19 protein-coding genes and 4 pseudogenes are annotated in these 23,563 nt (G+C 38.6%); 17 read left to right on the top strand and 6 right to left on the bottom strand.

What is annotated here, in order from left to right; translation table 11 throughout:
* Positions 1 to 371: 371 nt before the first annotated feature.
* The 4 genes and pseudogenes from ACFIMM_RS06440 to ACFIMM_RS06425 all read left to right on the top strand — a co-directional run.
* Positions 372 to 1,385, top strand: a pseudogene (locus tag ACFIMM_RS06440) (hypothetical protein); the annotation flags it as partial.
* Positions 1,380 to 1,735: pseudogene (locus ACFIMM_RS06435) on the top strand (glycoside hydrolase family protein); the annotation flags it as partial. The pseudogenes ACFIMM_RS06440 and ACFIMM_RS06435, both read left to right, overlap by 6 nt.
* On the top strand, positions 1,732 to 1,959 hold the full coding sequence (locus tag ACFIMM_RS06430; protein WP_375613036.1) for a hypothetical protein: 228 nt from the start codon (positions 1,732 to 1,734) through the stop codon (positions 1,957 to 1,959). The pseudogene ACFIMM_RS06435 and the gene ACFIMM_RS06430, both read left to right, overlap by 4 nt.
* Positions 1,960 to 2,090: 131 nt before the next feature.
* On the top strand, positions 2,091 to 2,297 hold the full coding sequence (locus ACFIMM_RS06425; protein ID WP_375628327.1) for a hypothetical protein: 207 nt from the start codon (positions 2,091 to 2,093) through the stop codon (positions 2,295 to 2,297).
* Between the two features lie 61 nt (positions 2,298 to 2,358).
* Here ACFIMM_RS06425 and ACFIMM_RS06420 read toward each other — a convergent pair whose 3' ends face one another.
* Together ACFIMM_RS06420 and ACFIMM_RS06415 are read right to left on the bottom strand one after the other, a co-directional pair.
* A complete protein-coding gene (locus ACFIMM_RS06420) occupies positions 2,359 to 2,631 on the bottom strand; it encodes a type II toxin-antitoxin system YafQ family toxin (protein ID WP_375628329.1) in 273 nt (90 codons plus the stop codon).
* A 9-nt stretch (positions 2,632 to 2,640) separates the two neighbouring features.
* Positions 2,641 to 2,921 (bottom strand): annotated as a pseudogene (locus ACFIMM_RS06415) (type II toxin-antitoxin system RelB/DinJ family antitoxin).
* Positions 2,922 to 3,198: 277 nt separating this feature from the next.
* Here ACFIMM_RS06415 and ACFIMM_RS06410 point away from each other — a divergent pair.
* The 3 genes from ACFIMM_RS06410 (at position 3,199) to ACFIMM_RS06400 (ending at position 6,245) form a co-directional block, all read left to right on the top strand.
* A complete protein-coding gene (locus tag ACFIMM_RS06410) occupies positions 3,199 to 4,161 on the top strand; it encodes an L-threonylcarbamoyladenylate synthase (protein WP_375611114.1) in 963 nt (320 codons plus the stop codon).
* A 2-nt stretch (positions 4,162 to 4,163) separates the two neighbouring features.
* Positions 4,164 to 5,573, top strand: coding sequence for an FAD-binding oxidoreductase (locus ACFIMM_RS06405; RefSeq protein WP_375611115.1), 1,410 nt, complete (start codon positions 4,164 to 4,166; stop codon positions 5,571 to 5,573).
* Between the two features lie 144 nt (positions 5,574 to 5,717).
* Positions 5,718 to 6,245 (top strand): DUF6101 family protein, encoded by a 528-nt coding sequence (locus tag ACFIMM_RS06400; RefSeq protein ID WP_375638047.1) that lies wholly within the window; start codon positions 5,718 to 5,720, stop codon positions 6,243 to 6,245.
* A gap of 1,086 nt (positions 6,246 to 7,331) precedes the next feature.
* Here ACFIMM_RS06400 and purD read toward each other — a convergent pair.
* Positions 7,332 to 8,606 carry a phosphoribosylamine--glycine ligase gene (gene purD, locus ACFIMM_RS06395; RefSeq protein WP_375638048.1) on the bottom strand — a complete coding sequence of 425 codons (1,275 nt, stop codon included), beginning with the start codon at positions 8,604 to 8,606 and terminating at the stop codon, positions 7,332 to 7,334.
* Between the two features lie 90 nt (positions 8,607 to 8,696).
* Here purD and ubiA point away from each other — a divergent pair.
* A pseudogene (gene ubiA, locus ACFIMM_RS06390) lies at positions 8,697 to 9,700 on the top strand (4-hydroxybenzoate octaprenyltransferase).
* Positions 9,701 to 9,938: 238 nt separating this feature from the next.
* On the opposite strand, the gene pdxH reads toward ubiA, so the two are convergent.
* Positions 9,939 to 10,562, bottom strand: a complete 624-nt coding sequence (gene pdxH, locus ACFIMM_RS06385; protein WP_375628318.1) for a pyridoxamine 5'-phosphate oxidase — start codon at positions 10,560 to 10,562, stop codon at positions 9,939 to 9,941.
* A 326-nt stretch (positions 10,563 to 10,888) separates the two neighbouring features.
* On the opposite strand from pdxH, the gene ACFIMM_RS06380 reads away from it, so the two are divergent.
* The 8 genes from ACFIMM_RS06380 (at position 10,889) to ACFIMM_RS06345 (ending at position 19,515) form a co-directional block, all read left to right on the top strand.
* Positions 10,889 to 11,794, top strand: a complete 906-nt coding sequence (locus tag ACFIMM_RS06380; protein WP_375628316.1) for a DnaJ C-terminal domain-containing protein — start codon at positions 10,889 to 10,891, stop codon at positions 11,792 to 11,794.
* Between the two features lie 127 nt (positions 11,795 to 11,921).
* Positions 11,922 to 12,740: an enoyl-ACP reductase FabI gene (gene fabI / locus ACFIMM_RS06375; protein WP_273787904.1), complete on the top strand. Its 819-nt coding sequence runs from the start codon at positions 11,922 to 11,924 to the stop codon at positions 12,738 to 12,740.
* Between the two features lie 147 nt (positions 12,741 to 12,887).
* On the top strand, positions 12,888 to 13,976 hold the full coding sequence (aroC, locus tag ACFIMM_RS06370; RefSeq protein ID WP_375613029.1) for a chorismate synthase: 1,089 nt from the start codon (positions 12,888 to 12,890) through the stop codon (positions 13,974 to 13,976).
* Positions 13,977 to 13,991: 15 nt separating this feature from the next.
* Positions 13,992 to 15,095 (top strand): 3,4-dihydroxy-2-butanone-4-phosphate synthase, encoded by a 1,104-nt coding sequence (gene ribB / locus ACFIMM_RS06365; protein ID WP_375682487.1) that lies wholly within the window; start codon positions 13,992 to 13,994, stop codon positions 15,093 to 15,095.
* 7 nt (positions 15,096 to 15,102) lie between these two features.
* On the top strand, positions 15,103 to 15,357 hold the full coding sequence (locus tag ACFIMM_RS06360; RefSeq protein ID WP_375611123.1) for an exodeoxyribonuclease VII small subunit: 255 nt from the start codon (positions 15,103 to 15,105) through the stop codon (positions 15,355 to 15,357).
* Between the two features lie 240 nt (positions 15,358 to 15,597).
* Positions 15,598 to 17,505, top strand: a complete 1,908-nt coding sequence (dxs, locus tag ACFIMM_RS06355) for a 1-deoxy-D-xylulose-5-phosphate synthase (RefSeq protein WP_375681154.1) — start codon at positions 15,598 to 15,600, stop codon at positions 17,503 to 17,505.
* 16 nt (positions 17,506 to 17,521) lie between these two features.
* Entirely contained in the window at positions 17,522 to 18,265 is a 744-nt protein-coding gene (locus tag ACFIMM_RS06350; protein ID WP_375613026.1) for a TlyA family RNA methyltransferase, read from the top strand.
* Positions 18,262 to 19,515 (top strand): class I SAM-dependent RNA methyltransferase, encoded by a 1,254-nt coding sequence (locus ACFIMM_RS06345; protein WP_375692674.1) that lies wholly within the window; start codon positions 18,262 to 18,264, stop codon positions 19,513 to 19,515. Before ACFIMM_RS06350 ends, ACFIMM_RS06345 begins: the two co-directional genes overlap by 4 nt.
* 557 nt (positions 19,516 to 20,072) lie before the next feature.
* On the opposite strand, the gene tldD is transcribed toward ACFIMM_RS06345, so the two are convergent.
* The gene (tldD, locus tag ACFIMM_RS06340) at positions 20,073 to 21,497 is read right to left on the bottom strand and encodes a metalloprotease TldD (RefSeq protein ID WP_375668545.1); all 1,425 of its coding nucleotides are present in this window, start codon (positions 21,495 to 21,497) and stop codon (positions 20,073 to 20,075) included.
* Between the two features lie 110 nt (positions 21,498 to 21,607).
* Entirely contained in the window at positions 21,608 to 22,147 is a 540-nt protein-coding gene (locus ACFIMM_RS06335) for an invasion associated locus B family protein (RefSeq protein ID WP_375628307.1), read from the bottom strand.
* Between the two features lie 344 nt (positions 22,148 to 22,491).
* Between ACFIMM_RS06335 and cyoE the strand changes: the two genes are divergently transcribed.
* Positions 22,492 to 23,427: a heme o synthase gene (gene cyoE, locus ACFIMM_RS06330; protein ID WP_375613023.1), complete on the top strand. Its 936-nt coding sequence runs from the start codon at positions 22,492 to 22,494 to the stop codon at positions 23,425 to 23,427.
* The last annotated feature ends 136 nt before the right edge of the window (positions 23,428 to 23,563 follow it).

Genomic DNA, 23,563 nt, shown 5'->3' with positions numbered 1-23,563 from the left:
AAGATGAGAGAATCTTACGTTATTCAGGGTTCTCATTCAATATGAATAACGCTAGATTATGATTATAAATCAATATCTTGTTATATAAAAAAACCTAATCCGTAGGAGATTGTTGGAAATGTTGGAACTATCCTTGGTACTTTTGCTGGGCTTAGCAACATCAGAGCGAAAGAAAATATCGTACGAGTAGGGCAGCGAGATGGATACAAACTCTATGAGTATAACTACAGGGGCTATCCAGAGCGTTATCGCGGGGTGATGGCACAAGATGTTTTGAAGTCAAAACCTGAAGCTGTTTTCTTGCATAAGGCAATAGGTTTTTTGCATGTAGATTATAGCAAGCGTGGCTGTGAGATGGAAAGGGTGCAGTGATGGAACAAGAAAACACAAATTCTCTTTTAAAGTTGTTTGATCCAAAATTTTTGCGTCCTTTAATGTATCAGGTTATACCGCAGTTACCTAGATATTTATTGCAACAACGCTCGATGCCTCCAAGCACGCCGTTGGAAGGACGATACAAGCCAAGTTTTTTAGAACGGGCTGCTTGTCGCACAGACCCTTTTGATGCGAGCAATGGGGATAATACTCCGCAAAAATTGAGTCCTACAGAGCTTATTCGTGGTTCTCAAGCAGGGACAGAACAAGCTGGGAAAAAAACGCCAGCAGAATTGATTATGTCTACAGATGATTTAAAGCGCCAAATGCCTCCATTGCCGGATGTTTCAAAGGATACTGTTAAGGTACAAGAGGCGCCAGAGCAACAAAAGTATGACTTCTCAGAGCAGGGAGGTGTTGCATCAATGATTCCTCAATCTCCACTTGTTGGGAACATTGATCAGTCTAGTGGGGATGAAGCTGGGCGACAGCAAAAAAATGTGATGGATTATATTGCTCAACTTAATGAGAAATCTATAGCGGAAAACTCTTTGAAAAATGATTCTGGAAATGATGAGGAAAAGCTTTTTGATGCACCTATAGGAGAAGAAAAACATTTGAATGCACACTTACCAGAAGAGGAGCATTTAAAAGCAAATGATATGCCAGAACAGGCAACCGATTATGTAAACGCCGTTGGGAACTTTATTCATAAAGATGCAAATCCAAGCAGCTTATGGGAGCGTTTTAGAAAATCAGAATTTTCCGAGCATCTCATGGATTTTTTTGCGGGGTTAGCATCAGGAAAAACACCACAAGAAAGTTTTTCAAATGCATCTATCCTTATGCGGCAGGGCAACAAGGAACGCGCACAACATAAACAAACTTTGCAATTTTTACGCTCTAAAGGGTATAGCGATGAAGATGCGCAAGCACTCACGCAATATCCAGATCTTGCCATGAAAATCATAGGCAACACGTTAAGCCCTCAAGAAGGCTATAGAACACTACTTAAAAGGCTTAATCGGGGGATTATGAATCTGTACCAACCGAATTGCAGAAATGGACCAAAGCAGGCGGGAAGCGTTTACAAGGTCTTGTACACCGGCGTGTAGCAGAGGCAGGACTATGGGCGAAAGGGGCTTATGTTTCTTCCAATTATCAAACAGTAGAAACGCAAGCACCAACGGGGGTTTTCAAAGCAGAAGCATTGGCACCGATTATTGGTTCTTTCTCAGGTCTTGGTGGATTTTTAGTGGGCAATGGACCCATTCAATGGGCTTTAGCCGCCATTATGGTTTTAGCCGCATGTACTGGTATTTTCTTTGTTGCTAAACGCTTTCAGGAGCACCGCCTATGATCTTATGGATGAAAAGAAACTTGATGGTAACAGGTGCGGCTTTAGCCGCTTTTTTTATTGCCTTAGCAAGAGCTTTTACTCTTGGGAAAAAAGCAGAGCAACAAAAGCAAACAGAAAAAGCTTTAAAAGCAGCCACAACACGGCTGGAGGTGGAAAGTGAAGTTAATCAAAAAAGTGATGCTGATGTGCATGCTGCTCTCTCTGACTGGTTGCACGACAAATAAATATGCTTCTTCTTGTGTTGGTTGGTTACCTATTTATTTAAGCCGGCAAGATCTGAACGCCATCAGTTCCAATTTAGCAAGAGAGATCTTAAAGCACAATAATCTAGGTGAATGCTTGTGTGGGTGGAAACATGGCTAGAAAAAAAACACAAGACGATATAGAGCTTATAGAATCAGAAAAAGAAATGATCATCACCTATCAAAGCGTGAAAATGATATCTCGCTTGATGAAGTGGATAGTATTTTTTCTTTTTTTGCTTATTCTTGATTTTGCACGCCTCATGGATGCGATAGACAACATCTTCGCTCATTTGAAGCAGTGGTTCTCAAAGAATTAGAAAAACTGTCATACAAGCAAAAACTTCGAAAAATTCTTTTTACTATGAATTGGAGATCCAATCATAAGCGTAGTTCAGAATGCAAACCAAGTCGTAAGAGCTCTAGTGTTTTGGTATTCGGCTTTCGATAGATCACAACTAAATCTGGCTTGATATGACAATCACGACAATTGCGCCATTGACCTGTTAGCGCATGATCTCTCCAATGCGCTTTTAGCGGTTCATTCTCCGCTAACGCTTTGACCACAAGCAGCAAATCCTTCTCTAGTGTATTAGCATACCTACCTTTGCTTTCACGTTTAAGGTCAGACCGGAATGAACGCGTATAGACAATATAGCAAGCTTAGGTTTTCTTTTCAGATTTACGCATTTCGGTTCTATCTTCCCGTATCATGGTCCTTAAGCTGTCTAATGATGTATGTTCGACGCATCCCATTTCGGCATCCTCGATAGCTCGTAATGTTTCCGGATTTGGTTGAAAGATCCAAGCGGTAATGTTCGATCTCTAGCAATGCGCGTCATAAACATGCGTACTGCATCCGATACAGTTAAACCCGTAGACTTAATAACTGCACTTGCAATTTCTTGAACTTGATCAGGTATGCGGGCTTGAATTTTTCCCATTTCTAAATCCCCTATTCAATTGTAGTACAATGTACTGCACGTTAAGTCTATGTCAAGAGTTTCAACAATAGCTTTTCACAAGAGAACTTAGCAAAATTCAAAAAATTATTAGAGAAAGTTAGAAGAATAAGATATGTTTTGTAGAAGAATATTGGAAAATCCTATTCCCTAACCTTTATTTATGAACCCCATACTTAAAAAAACATATAAATCAATGTGATATATGAATAAAAAAGAGCATAATATCACTAAAAGAGTGTTATAGAAATGATGTGTCATGACGATTCTACCACTCGATAGTGCTTCGATAAGAGAGGCAATAGCGCTTCTTGAACAAGGGAAGTTAGTAGCGTTACCAACGGAAACTGTTTATGGATTAGCGGGCGATGCAACCAATGGGAGGGCAATTTCTTCTATTTACTCTACAAAGGGTCGTCCACAAATTAATCCTCTTATTGCGCATGTTAGCGGCATCGAAATGGCGGAACGTTATGTTAAAATTGACTTTCTTTCACGCCAATTAATAGAGGAATTTTGGCCAGGGCCTTTGACATTGGTTTTGCCTTTAAAGGAACAGCATAATATCCATCCTTTAACAACCTCTGGTTTGAATACCTTGGCTGTTCGTTTTCCAGACAGTCGTTTTGCGGAAGTGGTACAACATTTTGGCCGTCCACTTGCTGCTCCTAGTGCGAATCAATCGGGGCGTCTTAGCCCTACTTCAGCTGAGGCTGTTTTTGCATCTTTGGGGGAATCTGTTCCTTTGATATTGGACGGAGGACCTGCTAAAATAGGGCTGGAATCAACGATTATTAAAATTTGTGGTGAAAATATTTATCTTTTGCGTCCAGGGGGGCTTGCGGCTGATAAAATTGAAGAGGTTGTGGGGAAGCCTTTAAAACGGATAGATCAAAGGGCGGCGATTGAAGCTCCTGGGATGTTAAAATCGCATTATGCTCCCAATGCTACGGTTCGTTTGAATGTAGAAAAGGTGGAAAATGGTGAAGCGCTTTTAGCATTTGGTTCAAAGCGTGTTATGGGGGCTGAAAATGCCGTTTCTATTTTAAACCTTAGCGAAGATGGAAAGTTGGAAGAGGCAGCCTCTCATTTATTTCAATATATGAAGGAATTAGATTCATTTAAAGTGAGATGTATCGCAGTAGAACCTATTCCATCATACGGATTAGGAGAGGCTATCAATGATCGTCTTATACGGGCTGCGGCTCCAAAGGAGAAATGAACATGGAGCAGGAATTAATTGAAGGGTTTAGGGAAATTGTTGGTGCTAAGCATGCTATAACGGATCAAGCTTTGATTGCACCGTATTTGCTTGAAGAGCGTGGGCTTTTTCATGGAAAAACACCTTTACTTTTACGTCCATCTTCTTGCGCAGAGGTCTCATCGATTATGCAGTTAGCGAGCAAAACGCGCACACCGATTGTGCCACAGGGTGGAAATACAGGGCTTGTGGGGGGACAACAACCAGATGAAGGAGGAGGGAGCGTTCTTTTATCCATGGAGCGATTAAATAAGATTAGAGCTATAAATCTTGAGGGAAATTTTGTTGTTGTAGAGGCTGGTGTTATTTTACAGGATTTACAGAAAAAAGTGGATGAATCAGGTCGTTTTTTCCCTCTTTCTTTGGCATCTGAAGGTTCTTGCCAAGTAGGAGGAAATCTTTCGTCGAATGCTGGAGGGACAGCTGTTTTAGCTTATGGCAATATGCGTGATCTTTGTCTTGGTTTAGAAGTTGTTTTACCGGATGGGCGTATTTTAGATGATTTGCGTTTTGTTAAAAAAGACAATAGCGGTTATGATTTAAAAGATCTTTTTATTGGTGCAGAAGGCACATTGGGAGTTATAACCGCAGCCGTTTTGAAGATGTTTCCAAAAATAAAAGGAAAAGCTGTTGCTTTGGTGGGATTATATAGTCCGGCGAAGGCCTTAGAGTTTTTATCTCTGGCTCAAGAATATGGAGGAGGGATGTTGACAGGTTTTGAGCTCATGGGAAATCCCAGTTTGCAAATGGCTTTAGATTATAAGATGTGTGAGAAGCCTCCTCTTCAGCGGAAACATGAATGGTATGTATTAATGAACATTTCATCGTTGCAAGGCAATGATGAGGCGTTATCGGTATTGAGTACTATTTTAGAAGAAGCTTTAAAGAACGCGGTGATAGAAGATGCAGTTGTTGCGCAATCTTTAAAACAGCAAGATTTTTTTTGGCAATTACGAGAAAGTATATCATCAGCACAAAAGTTAGCAGGAGGGTCCATTAAGCATGATATTGCAATCCCACTTGCTTCTATTCCTGATTTTATTGCTGAGGCAGCGCTCATTGTTGAAGATATTGCTCCAGGAGCACAGGTGATTTGTTTTGGACACATGGGCGATGGAAATTTACATTATAATATTACACAACCTGTAGGAGCTGATACGACAGTGTTTTTGCAGTTATGGTCAACAATGAATCATCGCATTCATAGTTTAGTGGTGGACTATAGAGGTGCATTTTCTGCTGAGCATGGAATTGGTCAGCTTAAGCGCGAAGAACTTCGTTCTTTTAAATCGCCTGTCGCATTGGATATTATGCAAGGGATTAAAAAAACACTCGATCCTTTAGGGATAATGAATCCTGGAAAAGTATTATAATTCAAGAATGGTGATCATGCATTTTTGTTTAGATTTTAATAACCAAAAAAGAAACCAGTTGTTTTTTATTCAAACTTTTAATAATCCAATGAGAAAAAGCTGCTAAAGGGTGTATGTTATTTAAGATAAATTGGGATAATGTATATGGCTAATCAATGCTTTAATCAGGCAAAAGCGGTGCTTGAATTTCGGTTAGATCCGTGCCATTTGCCACAAACGACGACATATTTTTCATCCAAAACGGGTAATCAGGTTATTTGTTCGTTAAATGAGCGTGGTGTTTCTTTTAAAACGGATATGCCTTCAAGCTTATCGCATTTAATACCCCCTTATCATTTTCAAGGAATTGCAGCACGTACCGTAAAAACGCGTTCAGGAGAAAGAGCTGTTTCATTAGAATTACTTCATGCCGATGAGGAAGCTTGTATACCGCTTTTGGTTTCCAGAGATTTGAATAATGTTCTTCTGGATTGGCGGTTATGGGCGGATACTTATGGCCTTCCCATGCTTATGATCAATGAAGATAATCGCATTCTGGTTGTAAAAGATCGTTCTGATTTACATCGATTTTTTGGTACAACAGCACATTCTAAACAAAAGCATTTTTTACTTCGTTATAGCAATCCGTTAGGCTTGCGTTTGGTGATTGCGAATCGAATTGCACTCCAGTAAATTAACATGCATTCATTTTTGTACGACCGTCAGCATTTATCTTGTTGTGCTGTAAAACATCGTTGTTTGGGGAGGTAACATAAGGCATGTAAACTTCACACATGAAGTGTTGTTAGAAGATATGGCGAATATTCTTAAGTTTGCTTGTAGGTCTTTGTGTAAGTGCAGCATATGAGTGGGAAGCAAGAGGAACCCGCTTAATGAGAATTCAGACCTTTACAGACGGGATTTGGTGTGACTTTTGGTTCTTGAAAACAAAGAGAAAGTCAATGATTGTAAATGAGAGTTTTTTGACACCATACATTGGCAGCAGGAATCGATGATATAAAACGCTTTTTTCAGAGAGGTAAAAACGGTTTTCATAACAATAGAAACTGTTTTTTTGCGGTATAATTTTGGGTTTTTGCCACATTATTAAAAACACCAGAAGATTACTGGAAGTGTTTTTGAATTTTTTTTTATAAATCATTTCTCCATGTTGAATGAAAGCTTTGAATATTGCAGAATATTCTTATTTCATCTCTCTTTTATAATCAAAATCATTTAGATAGAAAGGGTTATCGTAATATTGAGAATTGGAAAATACAATGATGGTATAGGTTTTTATTTTTATTCCAGAAAGCTGGCAGAATGGATTTATACTATTTGCAGGTAGTGTCGTAAAATGGGAATGATAAGCATGAGAGATATTGTTTAAGAATTTGTATGTGAATAACATAACTATCTTTTTTGGGCATTTTATTTTTCGTAAAAGCGGAATTTCACTAAAAACGCGATAAATAAAAGGAATGATAGTATATACGTTTTTCCTCAGGATTTTATAAGAAAGAAAGTGTTTATAAAAATGATGAGAAAATGCGTTTAAAGTAAAGACAACAGTAAAATGATTATTTTATATTACATCTTCAGATTCAGAAAATTTTCCTATTTTATCATGAGTAGATATCCTATTTACAATATTTGATTGTTCAAAGGAAAGCACACTTATTTTTTCAAAGTTATGGTCAACGTAAAACAGTGAGAAAGTTTTTGTATCATGCTCTTATATAAAATAAGAAAATCGTAAAAAAAGAATATTCAAAGGATTTAATTTTCTCGCGCAACGGCTCTCCATCCGATATCTCGACGAACAAAACCTTCTGGCCAATCAATACAATCAACAGCTTCATAAGCACGTTTTTGTGCATGCGTAATCGTTTTTCCTGTTGCAGTTATATTGAGTACACGTCCACCATTTGCAATGAGTTCTCCATCACGCAACACTGTACCAGCTTGAAAAACTTTCACATCGGGAAGAGTGTTTACTTGATCAACGTTACGGATAACAGTACCTTTTTGGGGAGAGTCTGGATAACCACTAGCAGCCATAACAACGGTGAGAGCTGTTTTTTCAGACCACCGAAGAGGCTTATTTTCAAGTTTTCCTTGAGATGCAGCAAGAAAAATTGGCAAAATATCATCTTTGAGGCGCATCATTAAAACTTGACATTCAGGATCACCGAATCGTACGTTAAATTCAATTAATTCGGGTCCTTTTTGCGTTATCATTAATCCGACGAAGAGAATACCTTTAAAGGGGGCGCCCATTTCTTTCATGCTTTTTAAAGCTGGTTCAACAATTTCTTTGAGAGTACGATTCACTATTTCTTGGGTCATGATGGGCGCTGGTGAATAAGCACCCATACCACCGGTGTTTGCTCCAGTATCCCCATCACCTACACGTTTATGATCTTGAGCAGATCCAAAAGGAAGAGCAACTTTACCATCACAAAGGCAGAAGAAGCTTGCTTCTTCACCTTCAAGAAAAGATTCTACAACAATTTTGTTTCCTGCATCTCCAAATGTACTTTTGAAGCAGGCATCAACTGCGTTAAACGCTTCTTCCATAGTTGTTGCAACCACGACACCTTTGCCAGCTGCTAAGCCATCAGCTTTAATAACAATGGGAACACCTTGTTGCTGAATGTAAGCTTTAGCTTTAGAGGCATCATTAAAGCATTGGTAACTTCCTGTAGGAATGTTATTCTTCCGACATAAATCTTTTGTAAAGGCTTTTGAACCTTCTAGTTGAGCAGCTTTTTGAGTAGGACCAAATACACAGATGTTAGCGCTATTAAGAGAGTCTGTTATACCCGCCACCAAGGGTGCTTCTGGTCCTACAATTACAAGATCAATAGAATGTGCCTTACAAAAATCAATAACAAGGGGATGGTCATCAATGTTTAAATTAATATTTTCACCAAATTCTGTTGTTGCAGGATTTCCAGGAGCACAATATAACTTTGTTAGCAGTGGTGATGCTGCTATTTTCCATGCTAAAGCATGTTCTCGTCCACCTGAGCCAATAAGAAGAATATTCATTGCTTGCTCCTCTCATAAAAGATAATTAATCTCATCCCCTTCTCATAAGAATGAAATGTCTCTATCGCAAGACCAAAGGTAAATCATTTGATGAAAAAAAATAAAAATATCGCGCATGTTCAGTCCTATGATAGCCAAGGACGGGTTATGGATGCATCTTCCAAACAATGGGTCTACAGCTTCCTTCCCCGTTCTTTATGGTTTTATGCGCAATTGGCGCGTTGGGATCGACCTATCGGTTGGCAATTGTTGATGTGGCCTTGTTTTTGGTCAACAACAATGGCTTTTTTCTCTTATAACATGCATTACGATACTCTTTTATCAATGTTTCTTCATTGGGTTTGGTATCTTTTTCTTTTTTTTCTGGGGTCTATTGCTATGCGAGGGGCAGGATGTACTTGGAATGATCTTATTGACCATAAAATTGATGCTCAGGTAGAAAGGACACGTTCTCGCCCATTGCCAACAGGTCATGTGAGTCGGTTTCAAGCGAGAGTTTTTATCCTTGTGCAATGTTTTGTTGGTTTAGTCGTTTTATCACAATTTAATAGGTTTAGTTTTTTTCTAGGTATTTCGTCATTGATAGCTGTTGCATTTTATCCTTTTATGAAACGCGTAACATATTGGCCGCAGTTTTTTTAGGCGTTGCATTTAATTGGGGGGCATTAATGGGGTGGGCTGTTGTCTTTGGAAGTTTAAGCTGGGCACCAATCTTGCTTTATGTGGGATCAATTTTGTGGACCATAGGATATGATACAATCTACGCACATCAAGATAAAGAAGATGACATTACTGTTGGTGTCCGTTCTACGGCTCTTCTTTTTGGTAAAGCAACCAAGCGTGCTTTAGTATTTTTGTATGGTGGTTTTGTGATGTTCGTTAGTCTAGCATTTTATTTAGCTGGAGTTCCTGTTCTTAGTTTTTTGGGGATTTTTGTGGCAAGTATCCATATGTTTATTCAAATTAAAGTCATTGATATAGATGACAGTTCACAATGCCTCAGGCTTTTCAAATCTAATTCGCTTATTGGTTTTGTGATTTTTGCTGGTTTAGTATGTGGGGGTATATGGATGATATTTTATCCTGCGGTCTAAAAATAAGTTAGCTAAAATCATAGTTTCTACTGAATACAGTATGTTTTTTTTTAATAAGCTTGTTGCTAATCTATTTTTAAGCAATACAGTAGAAAATATCACCAATTAACCTTTACAGTGAAAATAAAATTCTTCTATTTAAATAAAATAAATCATCTTCTTTTAGAATTTTTCGAATAAAAAATATTTGTTTAATTGTTGCGAAGAAAAAATCTTCATAACGATGAAGTTTGAAGGATTAGGGATAAAGTTTTTGTCTTTTCCAATCGCTGTGTTCAACACAATCCCGTGTAAAAAGCAAACGATCATGTAAACGAAATGGGCGATCGCACCAGAACTCTATAGAAAGGGGTTTAACACGAAACCCAGACCAATAAGGTGGTCGTGGAATATTGCCTAGAGCATAACGCGCAGTATATTGAGCAATTGCTTTTTCGAGCACAAAACGATTGTCTAAAGGTTGAGATTGTTTAGAGGCCCATGCACCAATTCGACTACCACGTGGTCGCGATTGGAAATAGGCATCGGCTTCCTGTTGACTTACTTTTTCAACGATTCCTCTAATTCTGACTTGACGACGGAGTGATTTCCAATGAAAACCTAAGGATGCTTTCATTGATTTTAAAATTTCTTGTCCTTTACAGCTTTCATAATTGGTATAGAAGACGAATCCTTGGGGACTGTAGTCTTTGAGGAGAACCATACGAACATTAGGGAGTCCTGTTTCGTCAACTGTTGCTAATGCCATAGCATTCGGATCATTTATTTCACTTATCGTTGCCTCTTCAAGCCACTTTGCGAAAAGTTCAAAAGGTTTTTGCATTTGCATAAAATGATCATCTGTTGGTATTTTTTTGCTCATAGTTTCTCCAAATATCAGTGAGCATGGGTGAGGCATTTTCTCATTTACTTTATCATCAAGAAGTCACAGTACCATTTTTTCTTATTTTCAAAAAGCCAATGCTATCGTGTATTTCTATGGTAGTTTAATTATTTTTTACTTTAGCATAGACTACAAGGAGCTATATTAAATAAATATCTCATTTTATCTGGTATTTTAGTTTATTGATAGACATATAAAGAGAAAAGAAGAAATTATTCTTTAGAATAGACTGATGAAGCTATAAGGGATATTGAACAACGTATCAGTTGATATTTTGAAAACGAAGAAATTGAAAAGAGGGCAATATGCGTGATCCCTACACGATTTTGGGTGTGGCACGTACCGCAAAATCGCAAGAGATTAAATCGGCATTTAGAAGATTAGCGAAGAAATATCATCCAGACCATAATAAAGATGATACAAAGGCTAAAGAGAAATTTGCTGAAATTAATCAAGCCTATGAAATTATAGGTGATAAAGATAAAAAGGCACAATTTGACCGCGGTGAAATTGATATGGAAGGAAAACCGCTTTATCAAGCCTATGGTGCTGGTGAAAATTTTAGCAATAAACAAAATCCCTTTTCAGGAGGAGCAAAGGGATTTGATTTTTCCTCTTCAGGTGGTGCAGGTTTTGATACGAGTGATATTTTTCGGGATCTGTTTGGAGGAGGTGGTAGCTTTTCGAATTCCACACACTATAACCGTCCCCAACAAGGAGCACATGTTCGTGCTAATCTTGCCATAACATTAGAGCAGATGGTTGGCGCAGAAAAGGTGGAGGCTGTTTTTCCAAATGGGAAAAAGTTAAAAATTAAACTTCCAGATTATATTGAAGACGGACAGGTTATTCGTTTAAAAGGTCAGGGAGAAGCGGTACCTCACGGGCAAGCAGGAGATGCGTTAATAACCATTCAGATTCAAAAACATCCTCGTTTTCGGGTTGAAGGAAGAGCACTCCATCTTGATTTACCAGTTTCTCTTAAACATGCTGTTTTGGGAGCAAAAGAAGAAGTTGAGACGTTGGAGGGGCGTGTGGTTTTAACGATTCCTGCGTGGTCAAGTTCTGATCGCGTTTTACGGTTGAAAGGGAAAGGGCTTCGTTTAAAAAATGGTACAAGAGATGATCTTTATGTGCATGTTCGCATTATGTTGCCGGGAGATGAAAATGCCGCCGCACTAGAACAGTTTTTGCAAATGCAACAAGATTAATTTTAAAAATTTTATATATAAAAGCGTAGTTTTTGTTTGATTTTAAACCAATTGCTTGAAGAAAAAGTTGACCTGTGTCATAGGCAGGTGAATAATACTAATTTTAAGTAACAATGGGGCAGTGCTGATGGCTAAGGGTAATGGTTTATTGTACGGTAAGCGTGGTTTAATTTTGGGGTTGGCCAATAATCGCTCCATCGCTTGGGGAATCGCTAAAGCGGCAAGTAGCGCAGGGGCAGAGCTTGCTTTTACCTATCAGGGTGAAGCAATGAAAAAGCGTGTCGAGCCTTTGGCTGAAGAATTAAAGGGATTTGTTTGTGGACATTGTGATGTTTCTGACAGTGTCTCTATTGATACGGTCTTTAGAGAAATAGAGAAGAAATGGGGAAAACTTGATTTTTTAGTTCATGCTATTGGTTTTTCTGATAAAGATGAATTAAGTGGTCGTTATATTGATATCAGCGAATCAAATTTTATGATGACCATGAATATTTCCGTTTATTCCCTAACAGCTCTAACGAAGCGTGCAGAAAAATTGATGCCAGATGGTGGTTCAATCTTGACACTAACCTATTATGGTGCAGAAAAGGTTGTTCCCAATTATAATGTAATGGGGGTTGCCAAAGCCGCTCTTGAAGCGAGCGTGAAATATTTAGCGGTAGATTTAGGTCCCCAAAATATTCGTGTTAATGCTATATCTGCTGGACCAATTAAAACGTTAGCGGCTTCTGGTATTGGTGATTTTCGTTATATTTTAAAATGGAATGAATATAATGCTCCATTACGTCGTACGGTAACAATTGAAGAGGTTGGTGATTCTGCGCTTTATTTTCTTTCAGATTTGTCTCGTTCTGTTACCGGTGAAGTCCATCATGTCGATTCGGGTTATAATATCATAGGTATGAAAGCAGTTGATGCACCAGACATTTCTGTCGTTAAAGAATAAAGTTTGGTTATAAGATTTTATTAGACAGCAGTAATTTGACCAAATTTAAGGTGTCCAAGAGTATTTGGGAGAAAAGAGCTGTTTTGTGTATAGCACACAACATACGTTATCGTTGTATATATTTGACAGAGAAATGGATCTTTTTTCATGTCGCATAATACATTTGGTCATTTGTTTCGTGTAACAACATGGGGTGAAAGTCATGGTGCTGCTCTTGGTTGTGTCATTGATGGTTGTCCACCTGGAATTATTTTTACTCTTGCAGAAGTTCAAGCTTATCTTGATAAACGCAAGCCAGGACAATCAAAATACACAACGCAGCGCCGAGAACCAGATGAAGTAGAGGTCCTTTCAGGAGTTGTTGTTCAAGACGATGGAACGACATTGGTGACAACAGGTACACCAATTTCTCTGTTGATTCGAAACACAGATCAACGCTCTCAAGATTATGGAGCAATTGCTCATCAGTATCGTCCAGGACATGCGGATTATACTTATGATATTAAATATGGCATTCGTGATTTTCGAGGCGGGGGACGTGCTTCGGCACGGGAGACGGCAGCACGTGTTGCAGCAGGTGCATTTGCTCGTAAAATCGTTCCTGGTTTGATTGTACGAGGAGCAGTGATAGCAATTGGTCCTCATAATATTAATCGTGATCGTTGGGATTGGTCAGAGGTCGATAATAATCCTTTTTTTACAGCTGATGCAGAGATGGTTCAAATTTTTAGTGACTATATCAGTAAACTCCGTAAAGAGGGGACATCTGTTGGTGCGGTTGTTGAGATCGTTGCAGAAAATGTTCCGGCAGGTTTAGGAGCCCCTATTTACGCAAAGCTTGATCAAGATATTGCCTCGTTACTTATGTCGATTAATGCGGTAAAAGGTGTGGAAATTGGTGATGGTTTTGCGGCAGCCCGCTTGAGGGGAGAAGAAAATGCGGATGAAATGCGAATGGGAAATGATGGAAAACCGCTTTTTTTATCAAATCATGCGGGAGGTATTTTAGGGGGAATATCGAGTGGACAGCCAATTGTTGCGCGTTTTGCTGTAAAGCCTACTTCATCAATTTTAACACCTCGTCGTTCCATTGATGTTGATGGTCATGATATAGACGTTATAACAAAGGGACGTCATGATCCATGTGTTGGGATTCGTGCCGTTCCTGTTGGTGAAGCGATGGTTGCTTGTGCTATTGCTGACCATTATCTAAGACATCGCGGTCAAGTTGGGTGATTGAAAAGGTGAACAATGGCGTATGATGAAAAAAAAATTGTTTCTGCACTTAAAGCTTTTGAACGCGGTGAAATTGTTGTGGTGACAGATGATGATGACCGTGAAAATGAGGGTGATTTAACTGTTGCTGCAGCGCATTGTACAGAAGAAAAGATGGCGTTTATTCTTCGTCACACAACAGGTATTGTGTGCACACCTATGCCAAAAAAAGAAGCAAAACGGTTTAATCTTTCTCCTATGGTACCAGATAATAACTCTGCACATGGGACGCAATTTACGGTTACTGTTGATTTTAAACACGGCATAACAACAGGGATCTCAGCACATGACCGTACATTAGCTGTACGTAATCTTGCGAATTCAAATGCAAGTGCGGATGATTTTGTTCGTCCAGGGCATGTTTTTCCTTTAATTGCGCATGAAGGGGGAGTGCTCATGCGTTCAGGTCACACGGAGGCCGCTGTTGATTTATGTAAATTAGCTAATTTGCCGCCGGTTGGTGTTATCGGTGAGTTAGTTAATGATGATGGAAGCGTTAAACATGGCGATCAGATTATGAAATTTGCGCAAGAACATCGGTTGCATATTATAACGGTTGCAGATTTAATTGCTTACCGCCAACGTAAGGAAATATTGATCAAGCATGTTGGAGAAATGCCTATTGAAACATTCGTAGGTCCCGCTATTGTTCAAAGTTATCAACTCCCTTGGGAAGTCGTTCAGCATATTGCAATTATTTTTGGTGATGTCCGTGAGGGTGAGAATATTCCTGTGCATTTACATCATGAAAACATTATAAGTGACGTTTTTTGTCAAACTTCAGATATTATGGTGATGATGCGGCGTATGATGGAAAAAGAAAAACGTGGCGTATTTATTTATTTGCGTGAAGGATCTGTTATACAATCAACTGTTGGTATTCAAAACATGACAAGAAACAGTTCAGAAAACCATGTGCAGGCGATTGCACGCGAAGAAGAATGGCGCAAAATTGGTTTAGGATCACAAATTTTAAAATATTTAGGAATAGGCTCTGTTATTGTTTATGCTTCTAAAGAGCATCATTATGTAGGTTTGGAAGGTTTTGGAGTTCGTATATCCAGAACAGATATTTTTTGAGGTTCATATGAAAAAAGAGATACAAGAGGGGGATATTACGACCTTAAGCTTTGAGCAAGCGCTTAAGCAACTTGAAGTTATTGTCGAAAATTTGGAACGTGGCGATGTGCCTTTGGAACAATCCATTGATATTTATGAACGCGGTGAAGCGCTTAAAAAGCATTGTGAAAAACTCTTAAGAGTTGCTGAAGCTAAAGTTGAAAAAATCCAGCTTTCAGAAGAAGGTTTTCCAGAAGGAGTGGAACCACTTGATGCTAAATAATTTAAATCTTTTTGGATATTTATTGTGGGACTTAAGAGAAGCAATAACCTTAGTTTATAAACAGAAAGTTTTATTGATTTCTTTTTTATAAAATAAGTTAAAAATGAGGAAATTATAGCTCATCTCAAATAGAAAAGAGCATTTTCAGTAAAAAAGATGCAAAACTGTAAATAAAAGAGTAGAGAAGATATATTTTTATCATTGTGTTTTCTTGAGTTAAGATAATAGGAAGGATTTTTTTTGTCTCAGGTCTTAACACCATTGCTTGACCGTGTTTGTTTTCCGCAAGATTTGCGGGCATTACCTGAGTCTGATTTGGTACAGTTGGCTGATGAGTTGCGGACCGCAACAATTGATGCGGTTTCTGTAACAGGTGGTCATCTTGGGGCGGGACTTGGTGTTGTTGAGCTCACTGTTGCATTACATTATATTTTTAATACACCAGAGGATAGGATTATTTGGGATGTTGGTCATCAAACCTATCCACACAAGATTTTAACGGGGCGTAGAGAAAAAATTCGCACATTACGTCAGGAGGGCGGATTATCTGGTTTTACAAAACGTTCAGAAAGTGTGTATGATCCATTTGGAGCGGGGCATTCGTCTACTTCTATTTCAGCGGGGCTTGGTATGGCAGTGGCAAGTGCTTTGAAAGCAGAGACAAGACGCAATATCATAACTGTCATTGGTGATGGTGCAATGTCTGCGGGCATGGCTTATGAAGCCATGAACAACGCTGGTGCTTTGAATGCACGCTTGATTGTTGTTCTTAATGATAACGATATGTCTATAGCACCACCTACAGGTGCTATGAGTGCACATCTTGCACGATTAGTGTCTCGTCCTTCTTATCGTCATTTGCGTGAACGCGTAAAGATGTTGAGCGAAAAATTGCCAAAGTTTTTTTTGGATAAAGCTCGTCGTTCAGAGGAATTTGCGCGTGGCCTTTTGGTTGGGGGAACTTTATTTGATGAGCTTGGCTTTTATTATGTTGGACCCATAGATGGGCACAATTTGGGGCATTTATTGCCTGTTTTTAAAAATGTTCGTGAATATCCTAATGGTCCTGTTTTGGTGCATGTTGTAACCCATAAGGGAAAGGGATATCCACCTGCAGAGGCCTCGTCTGATAAATATCATGGTGTTAATCGTTTTGATGTCACGACAGGAAAACAGGTAAAAGCATCAAGTAATATTCTACCCTATACCAAGGTATTTTCTAAAGCTTTAATAGAAGAAGCTCGCCATGATGATAAGATTGTTGGCATAACAGCAGCGATGCCAACAGGGACAGGCCTTGATTCTTTTGCGAAAAAATTTCCTGAAAAAATGTTTGATGTTGGTATCGCTGAGCAACATGCCGTAACTTTTGCGGCAGGACTTGCTTGTGAAGGGTATAAGCCTTTTGTTGCAATTTATTCTACTTTTTTACAGCGTGCTTATGATCAAATTATTCATGATGTATCAATTCAAAAATTACCGGTACGTTTTGCTATTGACCGAGCAGGTTTTGTGGGGGCAGATGGTGCAACACATGCTGGAAGTTTTGATATTGTTTTTTTGGCCACTCTTCCTGAGTTTGTTGTTATGGCACCTTCTGATGAGCTTGAACTGATGCATATGGTGCGTACAGCTGCAGCTTATGATCAGGGACCAATTTCTTTTCGTTATCCGCGTGGTGAGGGGATTGGTATAGATTTACCGCAACGTGGTGAGTTATTAGAAATTGGAAAAGGGCGCGTTCTGCGTGAAGGAAATAGAATCGCTTTGGTTTGTTTTGGAACGCGGATGTCAGAAGTGTTGCAAGCTGCTGATGCGTTGGAGGCTGAAGAATTGTCTACAACGGTTGCAGATGCACGGTTTGCAAAACCTTTAGATAAAGATTTGATGCGTCGTTTGGCACGTGAGCATGAGGTATTGGTGACAATTGAAGAAGGGGCAATCGGTGGATTTGGAGCGCACATATTACAATTTTTAGCGCAAGAAGGGCTCTTAGAGCATGGTTTGAAAGTTCGTACACTAAAATTTCCTGATGAATATTTGAATCATGGTTCACCAGAAAAAATTCTTTCACGTGTCGGACTTGACGCTATGGGTATTTTAAACACGGTTTTTGCTGTTTTGGGACGCGAGATTCGAACAGGATAGAAAATTCGAGTATGAGATGGCTTCCAGAAAAAGACTCGATATTTTTTTAGTTGAAAAAAACTTTTTTACGACACGTTCACGCGCACGTGATGCAATTATGCGCCAAACTGTTAAAGTTAACGGAGAAATCGTTTTTAAAGCTGGGCAAATCGTTTTTGATGATGCAGAGATTACCGTTTGTGATCCAGCGCAGAATTATGTTTCTCGGGCAGCGTTAAAATTGATTGCTGCACTTGATGCATTTCCAATTGTAACGGACAAAGTGACAGCCATTGATGTTGGTGCATCAACAGGTGGTTTTACGCAAGTTCTCTTAGAGCGTGGAGCAGATCATGTCATTGCCGTTGATGTTGGGCATCATCAATTTGATAAACGTTTATTGGGCAACAGTGCTATAACGTTATTAGAAGGCTTGAATGTCAGAGATTTTAAACAGGAACATTTAGGTGGGCGAGAAATTGATCTTATCGTTTCAGATGTTAGCTTTATTTCGCTCAAACTTGCGTTGCCTCCCGTGTTGTCTTTAGCCAAGAAGGGTGCCCAAGCTGTTTTACTGGTAAAGCCTCAGTTTGAGGTTGGTCGTAAACACTTTAGTAAGGGAGGAATATTAAGTCCATCAAGTGCTAAGGAAACTGCTGAGGCGCTTTTTGTTTGGTTAAATACACAAACAGGGTGGAGTGCAAAAGGTTTAATTTCTTCCCCTATTACAGGTGGTGATGGCAACGTGGAATATTTACTATTCGGAGAAAAACAAGAGTGAATGACAATGTCATAATCGATCATATCGGAGCAAATGGTTATGGTATTGCTAAGACGTCTCACGGCTTCGTTTCTGTTCCTTTTACTTTACCAGGAGAGTGTGCTGAAATTACTGTTCATGGAAAATATGCAACATATATAACATTAAAAGAAAAATCATCAGAACGCATTGATACTCTTTGTCAGCATTTTGGAGAATGTGGAGGGTGTACTCTTCAGCATTGGCATATGGATGCTTATCGCGTATGGAAACAACAATTGGTTGTTGAGGCGCTTAAAAAGTATGGACTTAATAATGTTGTTGCGCCTTTAATAGAATGTAAACCTTATAGCCGACGGCGGATTACTCTAACAGCATCCATGACCCCACAGGGGCAAAAAGTTGGTTTTAACCGTTATCTCTCTCATGAGATTGTAGCTCTTGAGGAATGCCCAGTAAGCCGTCCAGAGCTTATTTCTCAGTTGCATAATATCAGAGAGCTCTGTGCTTTTCTAAAGAGCTCTGCAAAACGGTTTCATGTTACGATAACATGTGTTGAAAATGGTTTAGATGTTGCTTTAAGCGGTTGCATTATACACCATGAATCACTTCGTCAGAGAATGATCAGTGCTGCTCTTTCATATGGGATTATACGTTTATCTGTTGACGGTGAAGTTTTGGTTGAACGAGAAAAACCAGAGATTTACTTTGGAGATGTCCGTGTTGAATTTCCTTCTGGTGGTTTTCTGCAAGCAACTTGTGAAGCTGAAAATATAATGGGCAATATTATTTTGACTCATTTAAAAAAAGCAAAGAATGCTGTTGATTTGTTTTCAGGGGTAGGAACATTTACCTTGCGTATGGCAAAAAAGATGAATGTTCATGCAGTAGAAAATAATGAAGATGCATTAAGAAATCTAAATACAGCAGCACGTTTTGCGACTGGTTTAAAAACGGTCACTTGTGAAAAACGTGATCTTTTCCGACATCCCCTTTCTGTAAAGGAACTTGAATGTTTTGAGAGTGTTGTTTTTGATCCTCCCCGTGCTGGTGCAGAGCAACAAGTACGTGAATTAGCGAAGACAACAGTATCACGTGTTGTGGCAATTTCTTGTAATCCTACTACATTTGCTCGTGATTTATCTCTTCTTGTTGCAGGGGGGTATACTGTAGAAAAAATCATACCGATTGATCAATTTTTATGGTCACCACATGTCGAAGTTGTTGCTGTTTTGAGAAAAAAGAAAAAAAAGAAAGGTTGGAAACTTTAGCCTGAAAGTTTTTTAATACTATGAAGATTTTTTAAAAGTTGACCTGTGTATTATTATAAAATTTCTCCAAAATTTATCTATAATAATAACCTTTTTCTCGTTGAGCTAAGAGCACTGAATGTAGAAAGTGCTTTTTTCTTTTAAGCTTTTTTATTATGAAATATAAAAGACAAGTTACCCCACACAAAAAAACACACAAAAGACTAATATCTTACGAAAAAGATGTGTCTGAATAAGCCTGTGCCGTCGTTATATTTGCCATCCCCTAATGTTTCTTAAAACTCTTGGTACTTGAGACGGCCCATAAGAGGAATCTTTAGTCTTTTCTTGTACAGTTTTTATCCATATAACTCTCCCCGCCTGTAACGTATAAACGAATGATTTTGATTGATCCAACAGACACAGATTTAAAATGAGAGAATCTTGCGGTATTCAAGGTTCTAATACAATATGAATAACGCTAGATTATCTTTATAAATCAATTCATTGTAATCTCCCCCTCACAAAATGGTCATAATAGACGAGAAGGAGGCAATACTGGGAAGGAATGAGCAAGCTTATTCCTCTATAAGCGCAGTTCCACCGATTGTCATATTATTGATTCGAAGATGAGGTTGACCAACACCAACAGGGACATTTTGCCCTGCTTTTCCGCACATACCAATACCATTATCTAGTTTACTATCATTACCAATCATTGTGATACGTTTCATAGCATCCGGTCCATTTCCAATAAGAGTTGCACCTTTGATTGGTGCACAAATTTTGCCATTTTCTACTCGGTATGCTTCAGTACATTCAAAGACGAATTTTCCAGAAGTAATATCAACTTGTCCTCCACCAAATGAAACAGCATAGATACCACTTTTAAGTGAAGAAAGGATTTCTTCAGGTGTTTTATCTCCTCCTAGCATGATTGTATTGGTCATTCGTGGCATTGGTGCATAAGCATAAGATTCACGCCGTCCATTTCCAGTTGATTTACCTCCCATAAGCCGTGCATTAAGCCTGTCTTGCATAAAACCAACGAGCTTTCCATCTTCAATGAGAACGTTATATCCTGAAGGGGTCCCCTCATCATCAACAGTGAGAGAGCCACGGCATTGTGGAATTGTTCCGTCATCAACAACTGTAACACCTTTTGCTGCAACTTGTTGTCCTAAAAGTCCAGCAAAAGCGGATGTTTTTTTACGGTTAAAGTCACCTTCTAAACCATGACCTACGGCTTCATGGAGCATAACACCAGGCCATCCGTTGGCTAAGACAACATCAAAAGATCCAGCAGGTGCTGCTTCTGCTTCTAAATTTGTTAAAGCCATACGTAAGGCTTCATCTGCGGCTTTTTTCCAATTGTCTTCATGAATAAATTGGTTAAATGCTTGTCTCCCTCCACACCCATAAAAACCATTTTCACGTCGATTGCCTTCAGCTACGACCACAGATATAGAAAGTCGCACAAGGGGACGAATATCACGAACCAAATAACCATCTGCACGTAAAATTTCAACATGTTGTAGCGAGCCGGAAAGAGAAACAGTCACCTGATGCAATTTATCATTTTTAGCACGTAAATAGGCATCAATTTTTTGCAAAAGAGCACTTTTTTCTTCAAATGATGGAGCATCAAGGGGATTATGCGGTTGATAAAGCCTTTTGTTTGTTTGTTGAGGTGCTATGCTATAAGTCCCTGCATGATTATTATAGGTAACAGCTTTAGCAGCTTCACTGGCACGTTTGAGTGCAGCAGCTGATAACTCACTAGAGTGAGCATATCCAGTAGCCTCTCCAGCAACAACGCGTAGTCCAAATCCCATATCTTGATGAAATGAGCCGTTTTTAAGCTGTCCATTATCAAATAAAAGAGCTTCGCTTTCTGTGTACTCAAGGTAAAGCTCACCATCATCAGCATGATGAAGTGTTTCCTGTATAAGTGATTGCACTTTAGAGGAAGCAATATCAAAATGATCAATCAGCGATTTCATAAGAATTATCCTATTTTTATGGGGGCTCAGAAGATTTTTATCAATCTAATTTTAAGAATCTTTCAAAATATACGATGAGATTTTGATTGTTTAAAATGTATTGATTTCATTCATGTCGGTAAGGTTGCATAGGCGTCGCCAAGACCATGAAGGTCAACAAAACCTCCAATCCCTTGTTCCGGAGTTGTAAAGATAAAATAGGTTGCCATTTTTCCTTTTAAAAAGAGCTGCAATATGTCTTCTTTAAGAAAGGCTTCAGCAACACAATTATCACCAAGACAACGACGATATTCCATTCTGCCCATATTTTTATCGTCAATTTTAATTCCAACGCCAGGACGTAATTCAACGCGAATCGGAACAAAAACACGCATCAAAGCACCTTGCTTTTGAGGAAGTTTATAAAATGTAACGCGCAAGGTAATATCTTGACGCCCTTGTGTGTGAACGTTTTGTACAACTTCACACTGTATGTTAGGTGTACCTGGTGGTAGAGAACACACTTTTGTCCATGCACCATAGGTTTGCGGAGCAGGGACATCTTGTGCATAGGGTGTTTGTGCAAATGCATGACTGATAAAACTACTATAAAGCGTGTAAAGAACAGCACCAATAAAAAAAGTTTTTTTGAGTAATTTATAAAGTATCACAGAAAATCCTATCCGACTCAACACCCACAACCATGCATAGATTTACATAAAAAAATGAATTCCCCATAAAAAACCATAACACAAAATCAGTATTTACCCAAATATATTAATTCATATGATATATTTTTATGATACATTTGTAATGTGGAGAGAACGTTGATTGAAAAAATGTATTTTTATTGCCAATATTTCCATTTACTTTTAGGGGATACGTGCGAAAGAGATATTTCATATTTTCTCAAAAATACGATTGGTCTTAATGGGTCATTTCCATACGCTAGATAATATTTGTCAGATAATATTGGATTTGTGAATGACAGAAATGGAAAAGGGCTTTGAGTGGAATGTCAGTTTCAGAAGAGTTATCGGTTGTGAATGGTAAATCAACGCCACCAAAATCCGGTATTGGTGATTACATCACATTATTAAAGCCACGTGTTATGTCTCTTGTGGTCTTTACGGCTCTGGTTGGTTTGCTTGTATCGCCTGTTCCTATCAATCCGTGGTATGGTTTTTTAGCAATTTTATGTATTGCTGCTGGTGGCGGTGGTGCGGGAGCACTGAACATGTGGTATGATGCTGACATTGATGCTGTGATGGAACGGACTAAAAAGCGTCCTATTCCCATGGGTAAAATCAGCTCCCAAAAGGCATTTATTTTTGGCATGGTTCTTTCTATGCTCTCGGTATTGGTTATGGGGAGCTTCATTAATTGGTTTGCGGCATTTTTTCTTGCGTTTACGATTTTCTTTTATGTCGTTATCTATACAATTTGGTTAAAGCGTATCACACCACAAAATATTGTTATTGGTGGTGCTTCTGGGGCTTTTCCACCAATGATTGGATGGGCCGTGACAACAGGGACAGTGAGTATTGATAGCTTTTTATTATTTTTAATCATTTTTATGTGGACCCCCCCTCACTTTTGGGCTCTTTCTTTATTTTCATCTCTTGATTATGAGGCTGCAGGTATCCCTATGATGCCTAATGTACGAGGTGAACATTCAACAAAAAAACAGATTTTATTTTATACTGTTTTGATGGCATTGTGTGCTGCTGCTCCTTGCTTTACTGGTCTTGGCGGAATTTTTTATGGTATTTTTTCAACAATTTTAAGCATTATCTTTATTTATTTTGCCTATCGTTTATGGAAAGCTGATACACATAATGAAACTATTTTGATGGCCAAAAAAACGTTTTTCTTTTCGTTACTTTATTTGGCAGCTATCTTTGGAATTCTTTTGATTGAATCTCTTGTTTGGTATTTTATCGCTCTTTAGTTGCGTAAAATGAAAGAGCAAATTTTAAAAGAGCTTTTCTTCAAGAAAATGCTGTAAGAAAACACGATAGAGTGTGTTCTTATGCAAAAGATGATATTGCACGTTTTTTTACATTGCTTATTCATGTATAATAATA

Source organism: Bartonella sp. AP258QHHD (assembly GCF_042196145.1).
GTDB lineage: Bacteria > Pseudomonadota > Alphaproteobacteria > Rhizobiales > Rhizobiaceae > Bartonella.
The sequence above is the reverse complement of the archived record's forward strand: the minus strand, read 5'-3'. Positions and strand labels throughout refer to the sequence as shown.